The sequence below is a fragment of the Larkinella insperata genome (assembly GCF_026248825.1).
GTDB classification, from domain to species: domain Bacteria; phylum Bacteroidota; class Bacteroidia; order Cytophagales; family Spirosomataceae; genus Larkinella; species Larkinella insperata.
Window position 1 is genome coordinate 414,783 of sequence record NZ_CP110973.1, and the last position, 17,148, is coordinate 431,930.

The window sequence follows — 17,148 nt, forward strand, 5'->3', positions numbered from 1 at the left end:
CTCGTAGTTACCCTACTGGAAGACGATGGATTCTATGACCACACCCATCAGTAATATAACTGCCGAAAGGCTGGCTACCCAACCGTTGCGGGAGCAAAGTACAATGATGCAGGCCGTTATGGATGCATCCCAGAATGCTCTTGTCTACTGCGTGGCGGTTCGGGATGAACAGGACCGGATTGTCGACTTCAGCTACCTGATTTTCAATCAACGGATGGTTGAACTCACCGGATTTAACCGCGATCAGCTCGCGGGCCAATACCTGACCAAGCTCTTTCCGGACGTCAAACCGAACGGCTTGCTCCAACGGTACATTGACGTAGTCGAACGGCAGCAATCCCAGACGGTTGAATTTTCTTTCCTGATTAACGGGCGTATCACCTGGTTTCTGATTTCCGCAAAGCCCTTGTACGACGGAGTTGTGCTTTCTTTCGAGGATATTTCCGACCGGAAATGGGTCGAGCAGATGCAACAGGAACAGGCCGAACGTCTACAGGCCACACTGGATGCTTCCCTGAGCAGCATCATTACCATGCGGGCCATTCGGGACTCCACCGGACAAATCGTTGATTTCCTGATGCAGACTGCCAACCAGGCCGTCGAACGCGATTTGTTTTTGAAATCCAGTGAAATTACCGGCCACCGATTGCTGGAAGTGTTTCCCGGTAATGTCGAGTCCGGTTTATTCGACTTCTACAAACAGGTTACTGAAACCGGCAAAACCGATCAGACAACCCAATTTTACATCGATGAGAACGGTCTGGAAGCCTGGTTCACGGTAGCGGCCGTTCGACACGGACCTGATCAGATTGTGATCACGTTCATGAACATCACGGAAAGCAAACTTCAGGAGTTGCAGTTGAAGAAATCCAACGAAGACCTGATCCGGTCGAATGAAGCTCTGGAGCAATTTGCCTACGCGGCCAGCCATGACTTACAGGAACCCCTGCGAAAAATTCAGGCGTTCTGCGATCTGCTGCGTGAAAAGCTGGGTGTTCAGGAAGACGACAGTGTCGATCTGATCGAGCGTATGCAATCGGCAGCGGGTCGCATGTCTGCCCTCGTCGCCGATTTGCTAACTTATTCTCGGCTTTCAACCCAGCAACCCGAGCCGGTTCCGCTTTCGCTCGACAATCTGATCAGCGATGTACTGACCGACCTGGAATGGGCAATTCAGCAGAAAAAAGCGGTGGTGCACGTCGATTCGCTCCCGATCATCAAGGGCAATGTGAGTCAGTTGCGGCAACTGTTTCAGAATTTATTGAGCAACGCCCTGAAATTTTCGTACCCCGATGTGCCACCCCACGTTCGGGTGTCGTTTCGGGAAATCCGATTGGGCGAACTACCGCCAGGATTGGCGTTCCCGGTTATGCCTGTTGTCCTCGAACCCTTACAAAAAAGTGTTCGGTTCTACGAGATTACGGTGCAGGATAACGGAATTGGCTTTAAACCGGAATACCGTCAGCAGATTTTCCGGGCTTTCCAGCGCCTGCACAGCCAGAAAGGGCCGTATTCCGGAACCGGGCTGGGCCTGACCATTGTCAAGAAGGTTGTTGAAAATCACTATGGCGCCATCATGGCCGAAAGCGAGGAAGGTCAGGGGGCGCTTTTCAAAATTTACCTGCCCATCAGCTACTGACCCGCATTTACTTTTTCCTGAGCAGGGGGTTACCAATCAAAAAGGGGCGCTAGCGCCCCTTTTTGATTGGATCGGTAAACCCGTTACACCCAGTCCCAATCGAACAGGGGCTGAATTTTCCTTCGGGCAGCCAGGAAAACCTGGTACAACCGCGACCGGCGGAACCGCAACACCCGACCACCCAGCAAGGCAGCTGCGGACATCGGCGCATGACCGGGCGATGTCATCATCGAACCTGAATCGTCAACCGGTACATCGCTGCCATCCGATCCGTTGACAATCTGCGCCAGGGCTTCTTCCAACAGGTTTCGGCTACGGGGTCCCCAGGTTGGCTCAGGTTCAACACCCGGCTCGGTGCTTTGCCGAACAAAAGGCATCACGCCCGGCTGGAAACGCTCGCCCGGCAGCGGCTTGGTCAGATCGGCCAGCACGGCCGGATGCAGCATATCGCTGTACATCCGCGGACGCGTCAGCAGTTCTTTGTAGGCCAGGACTCGGTACAAGTACGTACTGGTTTCGCGGTGGAGCTTCAGATTGTAATAACTCCGAATTCCCTGCTGATCGATGCGTTTTTGTACGTGGGTGACGCCACTGTTGTAAGCGGCTGCGACCAGCGTCCAGGAACCCAGTTCACGGTGTAATTCGCGCAGATACAGACAGGCAGCAACGGTTGATTTATACAAATCCCGCCGATCATCCCGGCCCGATCTGACAATCAGTCCATAATTTCGAGCCGTCTGTGGCATCAACTGCCAGTAACCACCGGCTCCCTTGTGGGAGGTACTGGATCCTGACAGGTCGCTTTCGACCAAGGGCAGGTACTTGAAATCCCGGGGGATTTTGTACTTTGCCAGGATAGGCTCAATGACTGGAAAAAAATGAACGGCTCGCTTCCGAAGCCGGAGTAAATAATCCCGGTGACGGGTTTGTTGTAATAAAACGGTTACCCAACGACGGGTAACATTAGATTGTCTAAGGGGAACGGATTCCCCGCAAAATTGAACCGGCTGTAAACTTTGAATGGTCGCGGTTCCGGGCACCCTCACACTGACGGTGCCGTTGGAATGGGACGTGAACTCTCTTGAATGAACGTCCTTCGCTGTCGCAAAACTGATTGATTTTAAAGTAGACAGCAGCAGAATTACACTCGCTTCTTTTATCAAAACAGACTTAGTTGTTGTTTACGTCAACACGACGGTCACGGATTAATAAAAAGACCTTTCTACGAAGCTAGTTGATTTTCTGCACTTTACCAAATATAGGTTCTATAAAAATTACTAAACGGCCTTCCTACTAACGCCATAGAGCACTCAGAGAATACGTCCCATCAGAGCCGCCACAATTCGGATTTTTGCGTAATCATACCGGCCGTGCAGCGAGTCGTAAACCGGCTTTAACCCGTTGTTTTCCACGCTGACACGGGCAATGGCGCGTTCGATATCCAGGCGTTCGGCCGTGTCGACCAGTTCGGCCAGCTCGACCTCGTAGCCGTTATCGGAAAGGTAGATCAGGTGCGACGCAACTGTGGAGGATGAAAGTTTTCGCTCCTGGGCGATTTCATCAACCGTCAGTCCCTGTAGGTAGAGGTCGTAGGTCAGCAAATGGGTCGCACCTCTGAGGTTCGTTCCCTCCCGCGCCTGTTCGGTGAGAAATGAGGCAATGGCCTGCATGAACGGTTTACCGAAAACCTGCAATTTTCGGTCGCCAACGCCACTTACGTTGCGAAACGCATCGGGCGTGGTGGGCCGCAAACGGCTCATTTCTTCCAGGGTTGAGTCCGTGAAGATAACATACGGTGGTACATTCTGCTCGTCGGCCAGCTGTTTCCGCAATTGCCGCAGCCGCTCGAACAGCCCGTCGCGTGCCGTTTCCGTTTTGGTTTTCGGTTTTTGCTCGGCTTTGAGCTGGGCAGCCTCCTCGGGCTTGATTAATTGTACTTTTCGGTTTTGAAACAATACGGCGTCGGCCAGAATACCCCGGCGTAGGAAATAGTGATCGTCGTAGGCAATTTCAACGACGCCGATGTTAATGAGCTGCTGCAGGTAACTCCGCCATTCGTCAAACTTCAAGTCGCTGCCAGCACCGTAGGTTTTGATCAGGTGGTAGTTATTCTGCATCACGGTCTGGTTACGCGAACCGCGTAGCACGTCAATCAGGGTATTCATGGGTACCTGCTCTTTCAACCGCACCAGCGCCGACAGGGCCTTTTGGGCCAGCACCGTGCCGTCGAAGGTCACCCGCGGATTCCGGCAAACGTCGCAGTTCCCGCAGGCTTCCGAAAAATCTTCGGAGAAGTAGCTCAGCAAAATCTGGCGTCGGCACGAGTGGGCCTCGGCGTATTGCTGCATCCGCTCCAGTTTGGCCATTTGCAGGCCCAGGTTGGCCGGGGCGTTTTCGGACAGCATGTCCTTCCAGTTGGCTACGTCGGCAAAGCTGTAAAACAACACCGTCTCGGCAGCCGAACCGTCGCGACCCGCCCGCCCGATTTCCTGGTAAAAACTTTCCAGGTTTTTGGGCATGTTGTAATGAATCACCCAGCGCACGTTGGATTTGTCGATGCCCATCCCGAAAGCAATGGTTGCGCAGATGATCCGAACATCGTCGCGGACAAACTCTTCCTGCACGCGCGAACGGTTTTCGGCGCTCATTCCGGCGTGGTAAAAATCGGCCCGAAACCCTTTTTCCTGCAGTTTAGCCGCCAGGCTTTCCGTCGATTTACGGCTCTGGCAATAGATAATCCCCGACTCATCCGGCTTCTGGGCCACAAATCGTTCGATCTGCTGCATCCGTTTCAGGCCGGGCAACACCCGCAGACTCAGGTTCGGGCGGTTAAACGACGCGATAAAAACCGCCGGATCGTTCAGGTGCAGTTGATTGATGATGTCCTGCCGCGTCAGTTTGTCGGCGGTGGCGGTCAGGGCCACCACGGGGACATCGGGAAAATGATTTTTCAGCAGGTTTAACTGGGTGTATTCCGGTCGGAAATCATGGCCCCAGGACGAGATACAGTGCGCTTCGTCGATGGCGAAAAAACTGATCTGCAACGTATTCAGAAACACAAAGAACGATTCCGATAGCATTTTCTCGGGCGAAACGTAAAGCAGTTTCAGCCGCCCGGCCTGACAATCCTGTTCAATTTCGCGCTGCTCCTTGCTGCTCTGCGTGCTGTTCAGGTAAGCCGCCGAAATACCGTTCAAAAGCAGAGCCTCGACCTGATCTTTCATGAGCGCAATCAGGGGTGAAACCACGATGCAGACACCGGGCTTTATCAGCGCCGGAACCTGAAAACAAACCGACTTCCCTCCCCCCGTCGGCATCAGCACGAGCGTATCCCGACCGTCGAGCAGCGTCCGGATGATTTCCTCCTGCATGGGCCGGAAACGATCGTAGCCGTAGTATTGCTTCAGAAAATCAACCGGTTGCCGTATTGCTGTTTCGTTCATTGTATTCTGTTTCTATTACCAACCTCTGAGTGCCGCTCTCCCGGACAACATGCAGTAGACGTTTTGACCTATCGTTTGTCACATACCCCTTACCCAAACGCCTAAAAGCGTTCCCATTGGTCGTTTCGCCAAAGAAAGAGAGGTACGCCGGAGTGGCTTCGGGAGATTTAACCCATCAGATTCAGTTTTCAAAAATACGAAAATCGGCCCGCTTATCCCACGAAACGGGCGATAAACATCCGGTCCGGCCGGACAAAACAGCGTAGCAAAAAATTGCGGATTATCTGTAAGTTTGAGGTTCAAACACTTCGCAATCTTTCCGAAACTCGCATGAAAAAAATAAGCTTGATGGGCGGTTTTCTGCTGCTGTCGCTGACCACCCAGGCCCAAACGCCCCTTACGCCCGAACAGCTCTGGAAATGGGGCCGGGTGTCGGGACTGGGCATTTCAAAGAACCAACAGTCGGTTGTTTATGCGGTCAGCACGCCCAACGCCGAGGAAAATAAAAGCGCGCGAAAAACCTACAAAATACCGCTGGCGGGTGGCCCGGCGGTGGAGGTGGCCAATACCGATGAACTGCTGACCAACTCCCGGATTTCGCCGGACAGCAAACACCTCATCAGCAGCGAAGCCGTGAAGCTGGAAGACCTAACCAGCACCGACAAATACCCGGACCTTAAGAAATCCAGTGCGTACATCTACACTTCGCTGAATTACCGCCACTGGGACACCTGGGAAGACGGCAAATACGACCATGTTTTTGTGGCTCCGCTGGTGAACGGGAAAGCCGGTAAAGCCAAAGACATCATGCCGGGCGAGAAGTTTGACTGCCCGCAGAAACCGTTCGGCGGTGATGAGGATTTTATCTGGCACCCCGATGGCAAACGCATTCTGTACGTCACCAAGAAAAAATCGGGAACGGATTACGCCGTCAGCACCAACACCGACCTGTACGAATACGACCTGGCGACCGGTGCTACCAAAAACCTGACGGAAGAAAACAAGGGGTACGATGTCAGCCCCGAGTACAACGCCAAGGGGCAACTGGCTTGGCTGCAAATGAAACGCGACGGTTACGAAGCCGATAAGCAGGATATTGTGGTCATGAACGGCCCCGCCAAACTGAACCTCACCCAGCAGCGCGACGATATTCACGTCAACAGTTTCAAGTGGAGCCAGGACGGCAAGGCGCTGTTCTTTACCGCAGCCGTCGATGGAACAATCCAGCTTTTCAACGTAACTTATCCGGGGCTGACGAAAATGATGCCCATCATCACGCAGATTACTAAGGGCGATTTCGACATCACCGGCATTGTCGGGCAGGTGGGCAACACCCTGGTCGTTTCCCGGACGGACATGAACCATCCAACCGAACTCTACACCGTCGATTTAGGCAACGGTTCGCTGAAACAACTCACGCACGTTAACGACGCGGTGCTGAAAAATACCGGTATCTGCAAAACCGAACGCCGGATGGTTAAAACCACCGACAACAAGCAAATGCTGGTCTGGATGATTTACCCGCCGGGCTTCGATGCATCCAAAAAGTACCCCACGCTGCTCTACTGCCAGGGCGGCCCGCAGTCGGCCCTGACGCAGATGTACTCCTACCGCTGGAACTTCCAGTTGATGGCGTCGCAGGGCTACATCATTGTGGCTCCCAACCGCCGGGGGATGCCGGGGCACGGCACCGAGTGGAACGAACAGGTCAGCAAGGATTGGGGCGGTCAGGTGCTCAACGATTACCTGAGCGCAATTGACGACGTAGCGAAAGAACCGTACGTGGATAAAAACCGGCTGGGGTGCGTTGGACCGAGTTTCGGCGGCTACTCGGTGTACGCGCTGGCCGGAAGGCACGACAAACGGTTTAAGACATTTATCTCGCACGACGGTATTTTCGACTTCCGGAGCATGTACGGCACCACCGAAGAAGTCTTTTTTGTCAACTGGGATTTAGGCGGACCGTACTGGGATCAGAAAAACAAGGCCGCCCAGCGTACGTACGAACAGTCGCCGAGCAACTTCGTGGACAAGTGGGACACGCCGATTTTTATCATTCAGGGGGGCAAAGACTACCGGGTTCCCATCGAACAGGGGTTGCAGGCTTTCCAGGCGGCTCAGTTGCGCGGCATCAAAAGCAAACTGCTCTACCTGCCCGACGAAAACCACTGGGTGCTGACCGCCCAGAACGCGCTGGTCTGGCAGCGGGAGTTTTTCGCGTGGCTGAAAGAGACGCTGCCATAAGCCAGGGATAACGGGCAAATCCGAGCATTTGCCCGTTAATCCACGTTTCCTTTGACGTTCAGGCCGCTGGGCACACGGGTCGGAACGGTTTTGTCGAACGAATCGTCGTTGAGCGTATTCAGAAATTCGACGATGCCGGAAATGTCCCGGAAATTCACGTCCATTTTCCGGGACAAAGGGTCCATCTGGTGGGCCGTAACGTGCGGATTTTCGATTTTCCCACCGGCCACATCCTCGTAAAACAACAGCACCTGGTCCAGCGTAGTGAATCGGCCACTGTGCATGTAGGGCGCCGTATACCGGAGGTTGCGCAGCGACGGTGTTCGAAAGGCGTAATTCCCCTGAATACCGGCGTCTGACTCCTGCCGGTTCTGCGTATCCGGAACGCCCAGCGTGTGAAGCTTAAAGTCGGACAGCATCGGGCCGTTGTGGCATTTGGCGCAGCCGGTTCGCAGAAACAGATTCATACCGTCCTTTTCGCTCAGCGAAAGCGCGTTGCTGTCCCCCCGCATGTACTGATCAAACCGCGACTGGTTGGCCACCAGCGATCGTTCGTAGGCAGCAATGGCTCGGGCCAGGTTTTGCGCGTGGACGGGATTGGTTTCGCCCGCAAAAGCCTCCCCAAACCGCGTTCGATATTCCGGAATGCTGCGAATCCGGGCAATCACCTCCTCCAGAATGGTTGCCTCCGAAAACGAATGGCCGCGCATTTCCTCCAGGGTTTTGATGGGAATCAGCGCCTGTTCTTCCAGCCCTTTCGCCCGTAAATCCCAAAACATGGGAGCCGATGCGGGATTATACGTACCGTGGTTGGTAATACCGTTGAACGCCGTATTCAGGATGGACTGCGAGTTGCGTTTGACAAACGGAATGGAATTGGGCGTTCGAAACTGCCGTTTGCTGCCGCTGCCGGCTCCGTTCACGCCAATCGACGTTTCCAGAAATTCGGCGTAGTTGAAATCCGGCTGGTGGCAGGTGGCACAGGCCACATCCCGATTACCGGACAAAATCGGATCGTAAAAAAGCAACCGCCCCAACTCGACTTTTTGGGGATTCGTCGGGTTGTCCGGCGGATCGACGACCGACTCGGGCAGGGCGGCCAACACGTCGATGGATTCGGAAACCTTCTTTTCCTTCTTTTTCAGGGTTTTGCCCTCGTTGCCGCACGAAATCGAGATCAGCAGAACAAGACTCAGGATGGGCAGCCGAAAGAAGAGAATGGAAAAGCACTTCATAAGAACCGGAATTCAACACCTGCAAAAGCAACTCATGCCTGAGATTTACTAGTGAAAAGGCCACTTTTAGTGTCCACATTCATACCACCTGGGTATGATATCAAAAAGGGGAATGATACCGAAACGGCCATTCCCCTGCTGTATGGTGCTTTTCTTCCGGTCTAGAACTCCGCGCTCTTGGGCGTTCTGGGGAACGGAATCACATCGCGGATGTTGCTCATGCCCGTCACGAACAGCACCAGCCGCTCGAAGCCCAGGCCGAAGCCAGAGTGCGGAGCCGAGCCAAACTGACGGGTTTCGAGGAACCACCAGATGTTGGCCGGATCAACACCGACTTCCTCTACCCGCGCCATGAGTTTTTCGTAATTATCTTCACGCTGCGAACCGCCAATGATTTCGCCAATGCCTGGAAACAGCACGTCCATCGCCCGCACGGTAGGCCCGGGAGCCGACGCCGACGGTTCGTCCTGCTTCATGTAGAACGACTTGATTTCGCGCGGGTAGTTGGTCAGAATGACGGGTTTCTTAAAGTGTTTTTCGACCAGGAACCGCTCGTGTTCCGATTGCAGGTCAATGCCCCAGCCGACGGGATACTGAAACTTCTTTTCCTTGTGCGGCTTCGATTGCAGCAGAATGTTGATGGCTTCCGTGTAGGTTACCCGTTCAAAGTTGCTGTTGACCACAAACCCGAGTTTTTCGAGCAGCGGCATCGGGCTTCGTTCGGCCTGCGGCTTGGCCTTTTCCTCTTCCTGAAGCCGGCTTTCCAGGAATTTCAGATCGTCGGCGCAGTGTTGCAGGGCGTAGCCAATGACGGATTTAACGAAATCTTCGGCCAGATCCATGTTGTCTTCCAGTTCATAGAAGGCCATTTCCGGCTCCACCATCCAGAATTCGGCCAGGTGGCGCGTTGTATTGGAGTTTTCGGCCCGGAACGTCGGCCCGAACGTGTAAATTTTTGATAACGCCAGGGCGCCCAGTTCGCCCTCCAGTTGTCCCGAAACCGTCAGGTTGGTTTCGCGGCCAAAAAAGTCCTGTTTATAGTCAATAGCTCCTTCTTCCGTCCGCGGCAGGTTATCTAGTTCCAGCGTCGTAACGCGGAACATCTCCCCGGCCCCTTCCGCATCGGACGCCGTGATGATGGGCGTGTGCAGGTAGAAAAAGCCGTTGTCGTTAAAATACCGGTGAATCGCAAACGCCAGCGCGTGCCGGATTCGGAGCACGGCACTGAACGTATTGGTGCGCGGGCGCAGGTGGGCAATTTCCCGCAAAAACTCCATGGAGTGCTTCTTGGGCTGCAACGGGTATTTATCCGGATCAGCAGGCCCGTAGATATGAATGTCAGTTGCCTTTACTTCTACTTTCTGCCCCGATCCCTGCGACTCCACCAGCGTTCCGGTAATGGCTACGCAGGCGCCCGTGGTTACCAGCCGGATGGTTTCTTCGTTGAACTGCCCCGGTTCGGCAACGGCCTGTACGTTGTGGATGGTTGAGCCGTCGTTGATGGCGATGAAAATGGCGTTTTTGCTTTCCCGCTTGGTTCGAACCCAGCCTTTGACGGTAACGGTTTGGCCGGTTGTGTCAGACGCGAGCAATTGTTTAACAGGTAAAAGACTCATTCTAAAAAGTAAATAAGTGAAAGACAGCCGCAAAGTTACGTCATTCGCCGAAATATGAAGCGAATTCTTACACGGGTTGGTGGGCGTTGCCTGAAAAATATCTCAAACAATATCTTAATTATCAGACTTAAGTAGTCATCTAAGATAAAATTAAGTAGGACGGATAACATTATTTTTTTAAAATTGGTCTGGAATTTGATAGGCGCGGCTAAAAACCGTGCGACGAGGTTGTGGACCCGAATATTGTTACCTTATGCAAAGACTTAGCCTTACCCAATCACTCCAGCAAAAGCTGTCCCCGCAACAGATTCAGTTTATTAAACTGTTGCAAATTCCGACGGCCGAGCTGGATACCCGCATTGAAGAAGAACTGGAAATTAATCCGGCTCTGGAAGAGGGTCTTGATACTGATTTTGACGAGCCCAATTCCGACGATCCGTTTGCGGATGACTATAACGACGACGACTACAAGGACCGAAACGACGAGGTTGACCTGGGCAGTTATCTGAACGAAGACGACTACAACGGGTATAAAATGCAGGGCGACGGCAACTACGGCGAGGAAGAACGCGAAATGCCGGTGGCCAACCGCTCAACGCTGACCGACACGCTGATGCAGCAGTTTGGCTACCTGAACCTTGACGAGCGGCAGGAACTCATCGGTATGCAGCTCATTGGCAGCATCGAAAACGACGGCTACATCCGACGGTCGATGCAGGCCATTGTCAACGACCTGGCTTTTTCGCACAGCATTTTCACCGATACCGAGGAACTGGAAACGGTGTTGAAGCGGGTTCAAACCTTCGATCCGCCGGGCATTGCCGCCCGCTCGTTACAGGAATGTCTGCTGCTGCAACTCCAGCGGAAAGATATGTCGGACCCCGCCGTTCCGCTGGCAATCCGGATCATTGAAGACCTGTTTGAAGAATTTTCGAAAAAGCACTACGACAAAATCCAGAAGCGGCTCAACATCAGCGAAGAACAGCTCAAGAAAGTTATTCAGATCATCACCAAACTGAATCCGAAACCGGGCTCAGTGGAGGGGGAAGACAGCGCGGTTCAGTACCTGATTCCGGATTTCATTCTGACCAACAACAACGGCAAACTGGAACTGACGCTCAACTCCCGCAACGCCCCCGAACTCCGCATCAGCCGGTCGTTTGCCGAAATGCTCGACACCTACGAGAAGAGCGATAAAAACAACCGGTCGTTAAAAGAAACCGTTTCGTTTGTCAAACAGAAACTCGACGCGGCCAAGTGGTTTATCGACGCCATCAAGCAACGCCAGGCTACGCTGCTCAAGACGATGAACGCCATCGTTAAATTCCAGTACGACTTTTTCCTGGAAGGTGACGAAACCAAGCTCCGGCCCATGATTCTGAAAGACATCGCGACCATGATCGACATGGACGTTTCGACGATTTCGCGCGTGGCCAACAGCAAATCCGTTCAGACGGAATTTGGCATTTATCCCCTTAAATACTTTTTCTCCGAAGGAATTTCGACGGATTCGGGCGAGGATGTCAGCAGCCGCGAGGTCAAGAACATTCTGAAAGAATTTATCGATCAGGAACCCAAAGGCAATCCGCTTTCGGACGACAAACTCGAGAAAATGCTCAACGAGCGCGGCTACAACATTGCCCGTCGGACGGTAGCCAAATACCGGGAGCAGTTAAACATTCCGGTAGCGCGTTTGCGGAAACAGTTATGACATTTTTGGTTTTCGGTTGACGGTTTTAGCGCTACGATTAATCGTTTCGCTTTGTTAATTTTGCTAAATGATTGAAGAGCAACGGTTGACCGAGGACCGAAATTTAAAAACCGGGAAGGTGAGCATTACACTGGCCCGCGCACTGTCGGTGGTTTTCCACCCGCTGTTGATGCCCACCATTCTGTTCAGCATTCTGTTGTTCCGGACACCGGCTGTCCTGGGCGTCGACACGTTTACTGCAACCTTCAGGCTGAGTCTGCTGGTGCTGATTGGCATCAGTACGTTCATCATTCCGGCCTGTCTTATTTATTTCATGCACCGCATGGGGCACGTCCGCAGCCTGCACATGGATGAGCTGCGCGACCGGCGGTTGCCGTACTTCCTGACCGCTTTGCTGTACACCACCACCACCCTGGTATTTGCGTTTCGGCTTTCTCCGCTTTCGGACATTGCGCCCGAAATCGGCATTGTGCTGGGCAGCATAACGGTATCGGTTACACTGGTGGGGCTCATTAGTCTGTTCTGGAAGATCAGCGCCCACAGCGTCGGCATCAGCGGCATGGTGGGCGCCCTGCTCGGAATGGCCATCAAAGCCAGCGAAATGACGCTGCTGCACCCGCTGCTGCTGCTGATCGTTCTGGCGGGTTTACTGGCCAGCGCCCGGCTGCACCTCAACGCCCACACGCCCGCCCAGGTTTCGGCGGGTCTGGCGCTGGGTCTGGTGGTAAGTCTGCTCACGGTCATGCTGATGCTTTAAGCAGGCGCTTCGGAGCTAAATGCCTGATCCATAGCCGTATCTCCTACCTTCAAACCAACTAACGCATGTTTCACCACCTGCTGTTTTCCGTTTCGAACGGTATTTGCCAGATTACCCTCAACCGCCCGCAGGTGCACAACGCGCTGAGTCCCGACTTGATCCGGGAGATTGCGAGCGCCTTCGAAACCGCCGGGGCCGACGAGACCGTGCGCGTGGTGGTCCTGACGGGGGCGGGCGACCGGGCATTTTGTTCGGGCGCCGATTTGAAAGAAGCCGCCGGGCAACTCCAGGGCACGGACGGCTTTTCGATGGGCGACCTGCTGCGCTCGACCTATCACCCCATGATCCGGGCGATCCGGAAGCTGCCCAAACCGGTGGTTTGCCGGTTGAACGGAGTGGCCGCCGGGGCGGGTTGTTCGCTCGCGCTGGCCTGCGACGTGGTGATTGCCGCCGAGGAAGCGTATCTGTCGCTCCTGTTCGTTGGGATCGGGCTGATGCCCGACGCCGGTTCAACGTTTTTCCTGCCGCGTCTGGTGGGTTCGCAGAAGGCGTTTGAGTTATGCAGCACCGGTCGGCGGGTATACGGCCCGGAAGCTGCGCAACTGGGGTTGATCACCCGCTCGGTTCCGGCCGCCGAACTGGACCAGGCCGTGGCCGAAACCGTTGCGTATTACGCCAGCGCCCCTACCCAAGCCATCGGTTTGATGAAATTAGCGCTGAACCAATCGCTGTACACCGATCTGGAAGCGCAGCTGGAGCAAGAAGCTCAGTATCAGAATCAATTGGGGCAGTCGCCGGATGCAGCTGAGGGCATCATGGCCTTTTTGCAGAAGCGAAAACCCATTTTCCAGGGAAAATAGGCTATAAATTTTTGCCGCTCATTTGAATCTTATCTTTTTTGTTTTACTTTTGCAGTCCCAACACGGGAATGCATTCGTAGCTCAATTGGATAGAGCACCTGACTACGGATCAGGAGGTTTGGGGTTCGAATCCCTACGAGTGCACAGAAATAACCAGCCACTTACCGCTACCATGCCGTGAGTGGCTTTTTTCATGCCCATTCAGCAGTAGCCTGGCAGCAGCTGGCGACCTTGAATCACCGCTATCCTTCAGACGATCCAGGCGATTTCCGGAGTCTTCCCCAGGCTATAAAAGCGGCTATGAGGGCAAAAAACAGATTGACCCCAATGACCGACGTTTCGCCCCGTATACTGTGAAAAACGCTGGCGCAGGCCATCAGGATTACAATGCCAATTGCAGCAATGGCTGTCAGTTTGGGTTTTACGCGAAGCAAGGTTGGTGCCAGTAGGCCAACCGCCCCCAACAAGTCCACCAGACCGGTCAGTTTTACCAAACTAACCGGAACCTGTCCGGCCCAGGGCCACAAGGCGGCTAACTTTTCAATCGGTTGAAACAATTTCAGGCCGGCAGCCCAGAACAGGCTGGCAGCCAGTATACCCTGCGCGGCCCAAAGGAGAAGGTGCATTGCGTTGAAAGACTTTTGTGGAGTGATCATTCGGTGTAGTTTTTTCGTGAATGACACAAAAGTCTTTACATTCGCTTTCTAATCGAAAGCACTTCCATAGGGGATAGCGCTTTCCCGTGAGATAGTAACGCGGAGACACACGTAGCTAAACCGTCAAAAAAAATGCTGACAGCCGAAGGATGCCCTAAAACCATGCTTTCCATCCGGGACGCCCTGGAAGCCGTGGAAGGGCGGTGGAAACTATTGATTCTGTTTGCATTAGCTCAATCTCCTAAACGATTCAAGCAACTGGCCAAAGAGGTGCCGGGCATTACGGATAAAACGCTTTCAAAGGAGCTGAAAAGCCTGGAGAGCAATAAACTGGTGCAGCGGAACGTCTACGATACCTTCCCTCCGACGGTCCAGTATTCCATTACGGCCCACGGCAAGTCACTGGAGAAGGTCATCGAAGAACTGCACTACTGGGGCCTGGCCCATCGCCGAGAAATCATGGGGAAATAACGCAGTATGCCAACGGCTCTTCCCTGCCATTCGTCCACCTATTCCGGCCATTTGTAGGACAAATACCGTGTTTCCGGTAGCTAGTTTTGCCGAAACATGTAGAGAAAATGGCCAATATTCTAAAAAAAACAGTTGCTGGTTTGCTGGATAAGATGCTGACACCCGCCCGGGTGTTAGCCGTTCGTGCCTGGCAACCCGCCACGCTGTATGAAGTCGATGCTCACCTTCCAACGGTTGATATGGCGAAGTGGGACACCATAAAACGGGTAAAGTGCAAGGTAGATGACTTTGCGTTCCGGGACTACACCCCGGCGTTGTGGAATGCCGACCAGAACATATGCACCCTGTACATCGAAGCCGGGCATAACGGCGCTGGTAGTCGGTGGGTGCAACGACTGAAAACGGGCGACGAAATTTTATTGAGCGTTGCCCATGCCGCCCCCCTGCCCGCTCAGGAAGGGAAAATACTGTGCCTTGCCGATGGAAGCGCGTTAGGGCATTGTCTGGGTCTGAAGCAATTAACCGATCGACAGAAATACCCCATGGACGTTGCCGTTTATTTGCATGATCCGTACGAAATACCGACCTCCCTGACCGAAAACAACACCGAGTTTGAGTTTATCACCCAGCCGCACGGTGATCGTCTCGCCCTGCTGGAAAAGTGGTATACCGCTAGAGATGTAAGCGCTTATTCCTCCATTTATATCGCGGGTAATATTCCGATGGTGACGGCTTTACGGAGAAAGTTAAAAGCGTTACCGGCGGTACGCGCCAGGATTTATTCGCACGGCTTTTGGTCCTAAACAAATGGCGAAAGAAGATATTCAGATTTATCATTTAGAAAAAACACTGTCCGGTATAGCCATTTTTTCGTTGTCGGATGAAATTATTCCGGCGCATTTGAATGAGAACGTCATTCTCCCCCACCGCCACGATCATTATTGCTGTTTTTTTGTTGAGAATGGGCACCTGAATTTCAATGTCGATTTCCAGAATCTGGCCATTCAACCGGCCTCGCTTTTGCTATCCTGCCCGGGGCAAGTTCATCAACCCGGCGAGGCCAAGGACCTTACTGGATGGGCTATGGCATTTGAGGCTCAATTGATTGACCAAAACGCCCGGCTGATCATCGAACAATCGTTTGCAAAAGTTGCCCTGATTTCATTACAGCCGTCCGAAAAAGAATGGTTTGCCAACGTGTTCCGCTTGATTCACTCAACGGTAGAAGACAAGTCTCCCAGTTTTCATTTTCAATTGCTCCAGACGTTATTAAACGCTTTTTTTTACAAAGCCGTCATCCTTTTTCAAACGCAGGAAAATGAACAGATCCGGAACCTGTCTTTACGCAGTATTGAGATCGTTAAAACGTTTCAGTTGTTAATCAGGAAGCATTTTCTTGTCCTGAAAAAACCAGCGGATTATGCGTCAAAAATGAACATAACCGTCAGCTATTTAAACGACACGGTAAAGTCAGTAACCGGTTTTTCCACTACTTATTTCATCCAGCAGGAAGTCTTCCGGGAGGCTCAGCGATTGTTGTTTTACACCGCGAAAAGTGTCAAGGAGATTGCTTATCAACTAGGTTACGACGATTATAAATACTTCATCCGGTTGTTCCGCAAAATCGCCGGTACGTCGCCCGCCCATTTCAGGAAAGCCACTAACCAACCCTGACCAGCCGACGGGATTCAACCAAAATTCAAAGCCCGGCCAAATGCCGGGCCTGAATCCACGTTGAAGAGGGTACAGAGAGGTTCTGCCGGAAGCCGCCAGCCTGTCTTCTATTGAGATGCACAATTCTATGACGCAACACGGAGCGGCAAGGCCCCGCTCCGTCCCCTCCGCACCTGGAAGGAGACCCTTCGTGGAGCAGGGACTTATAGGCCGGCCTAAAATTAGACCGAAACCGCCGTTCCGCAGGTTACCAAATCATGAAGGAATAATCAATTTTTTGCGATCGGACCGACAACGGTTCGGTCCAACTGCCCTTCGTCCGTAACCGGGATTCTGGTACATTTTATCCGGATTCAATTTGTACTCGTCGAACGGTATGGGATAATCATAATCTTTCGTACCGAAGTCGGAAAGCTTCGCAATTCCGAAATCAGCCTGCGATTTGGTTTTCATGTACGCGACCAGTTCAGCCGGGTTGAACGTCCGCAGCAGATCGAACCAGCGGTGGTTTTCAAACGCCAGCTCCACCCGGCGCTCGTGCAGAATAGCCAGCTTCAGCGTCGGTTACTTGCTGCTGTAGGCCGGGTTGGCTTTCGATAGCTCGTACCGGGGCAAACCGGCCCGCTCCCAGACCAGGTACTGAATGGCCGCGGCTTCTTCGCCCAGCAACTGGTGGGTTTCGGCCAGCATCAGCAGCACGTCGGCGTAACGGATCAGAACCCAGTCGTTTCCGCCGTAGCCGTTGGTTCCGGCGGCTGCGCTGGCATCCCGGTAGTTGGTAATGAAGTAATCCTTCACCGTTGCGGCATTGGCCGGACAAGGGCTAATCCTCATTCCGTAGT

General features: G+C 53.2%; 13 protein-coding genes, 1 tRNA gene and 1 pseudogene. 9 read left to right on the top strand and 6 right to left on the bottom strand.

Annotated features, from left to right (window positions below; all coding sequences use genetic code 11):
* Positions 1–34 precede the first annotated feature (34 nt).
* A complete protein-coding gene (locus OQ371_RS01535; RefSeq protein ID WP_265991913.1) occupies positions 35–1,639 on the top strand; it encodes a sensor histidine kinase in 1,605 nt (534 codons plus the stop codon).
* Positions 1,640–1,722: 83 nt separating this feature from the next.
* Here the strand turns inward: OQ371_RS01535 and OQ371_RS01540 are convergent, their stop codons facing one another.
* Both OQ371_RS01540 and recQ read right to left on the bottom strand, forming a co-directional pair.
* Positions 1,723–2,685, bottom strand: coding sequence for a lytic transglycosylase domain-containing protein (locus tag OQ371_RS01540; RefSeq protein WP_310586640.1), 963 nt, complete (start codon positions 2,683–2,685; stop codon positions 1,723–1,725).
* 264 nt (positions 2,686–2,949) lie between these two features.
* Positions 2,950–5,082 carry a DNA helicase RecQ gene (gene recQ, locus OQ371_RS01545; protein WP_265991914.1) on the bottom strand — a complete coding sequence of 711 codons (2,133 nt, stop codon included), beginning with the start codon at positions 5,080–5,082 and terminating at the stop codon, positions 2,950–2,952.
* A 330-nt stretch (positions 5,083–5,412) separates the two neighbouring features.
* On the opposite strand from recQ, the gene OQ371_RS01550 reads away from it, so the two are divergent.
* Positions 5,413–7,326, top strand: coding sequence for a S9 family peptidase (locus tag OQ371_RS01550; protein ID WP_265991915.1), 1,914 nt, complete (start codon positions 5,413–5,415; stop codon positions 7,324–7,326).
* Between the two features lie 35 nt (positions 7,327–7,361).
* Here OQ371_RS01550 and OQ371_RS01555 read toward each other — a convergent pair whose 3' ends face one another.
* Together OQ371_RS01555 and asnS are read right to left on the bottom strand one after the other, a co-directional pair.
* Positions 7,362–8,561 carry a cytochrome-c peroxidase gene (locus tag OQ371_RS01555; RefSeq protein WP_265991917.1) on the bottom strand — a complete coding sequence of 400 codons (1,200 nt, stop codon included), beginning with the start codon at positions 8,559–8,561 and terminating at the stop codon, positions 7,362–7,364.
* Positions 8,562–8,722: 161 nt separating this feature from the next.
* The gene (gene asnS / locus OQ371_RS01560; protein WP_265991919.1) at positions 8,723–10,177 is read right to left on the bottom strand and encodes an asparagine--tRNA ligase; all 1,455 of its coding nucleotides are present in this window, start codon (positions 10,175–10,177) and stop codon (positions 8,723–8,725) included.
* 253 nt (positions 10,178–10,430) lie between these two features.
* Here asnS and rpoN point away from each other — a divergent pair, with 253 nt between their 5' ends.
* The 4 genes from rpoN to OQ371_RS01580 all read left to right on the top strand — a co-directional run bounded on the left by rpoN (position 10,431) and on the right by OQ371_RS01580 (position 13,649).
* Entirely contained in the window at positions 10,431–11,888 is a 1,458-nt protein-coding gene (gene rpoN / locus OQ371_RS01565) for an RNA polymerase factor sigma-54 (RefSeq protein ID WP_265991921.1), read from the top strand.
* A 67-nt stretch (positions 11,889–11,955) separates the two neighbouring features.
* Positions 11,956–12,645: a hypothetical protein gene (locus OQ371_RS01570; protein ID WP_265991923.1), complete on the top strand. Its 690-nt coding sequence runs from the start codon at positions 11,956–11,958 to the stop codon at positions 12,643–12,645.
* Between the two features lie 65 nt (positions 12,646–12,710).
* The gene (locus OQ371_RS01575; RefSeq protein WP_265991925.1) at positions 12,711–13,505 is read left to right on the top strand and encodes an enoyl-CoA hydratase/isomerase family protein; all 795 of its coding nucleotides are present in this window, start codon (positions 12,711–12,713) and stop codon (positions 13,503–13,505) included.
* A 70-nt stretch (positions 13,506–13,575) separates the two neighbouring features.
* Positions 13,576–13,649: transfer RNA gene (locus tag OQ371_RS01580), tRNA-Arg, on the top strand.
* Between the two features lie 98 nt (positions 13,650–13,747).
* Here OQ371_RS01580 and OQ371_RS01585 read toward each other — a convergent pair.
* Positions 13,748–14,131: a DoxX family protein gene (locus tag OQ371_RS01585; RefSeq protein ID WP_265991926.1), complete on the bottom strand. Its 384-nt coding sequence runs from the start codon at positions 14,129–14,131 to the stop codon at positions 13,748–13,750.
* A 162-nt stretch (positions 14,132–14,293) separates the two neighbouring features.
* On the opposite strand from OQ371_RS01585, the gene OQ371_RS01590 reads away from it, so the two are divergent.
* The 3 genes from OQ371_RS01590 (at position 14,294) to OQ371_RS01600 (ending at position 16,306) form a co-directional block, all read left to right on the top strand.
* Positions 14,294–14,632: a winged helix-turn-helix transcriptional regulator gene (locus OQ371_RS01590; RefSeq protein ID WP_265991928.1), complete on the top strand. Its 339-nt coding sequence runs from the start codon at positions 14,294–14,296 to the stop codon at positions 14,630–14,632.
* Positions 14,633–14,739: 107 nt separating this feature from the next.
* Positions 14,740–15,435, top strand: coding sequence for a ferredoxin reductase domain-containing protein (locus OQ371_RS01595; RefSeq protein WP_265991930.1), 696 nt, complete (start codon positions 14,740–14,742; stop codon positions 15,433–15,435).
* 4 nt (positions 15,436–15,439) lie between these two features.
* Positions 15,440–16,306 carry an AraC family transcriptional regulator gene (locus OQ371_RS01600; protein WP_265991931.1) on the top strand — a complete coding sequence of 289 codons (867 nt, stop codon included), beginning with the start codon at positions 15,440–15,442 and terminating at the stop codon, positions 16,304–16,306.
* Positions 16,307–16,561: 255 nt separating this feature from the next.
* Here OQ371_RS01600 and OQ371_RS01605 read toward each other — a convergent pair.
* A pseudogene (locus OQ371_RS01605) lies at positions 16,562–17,140 on the bottom strand (RagB/SusD family nutrient uptake outer membrane protein).
* Positions 17,141–17,148 lie beyond the last annotated feature (8 nt).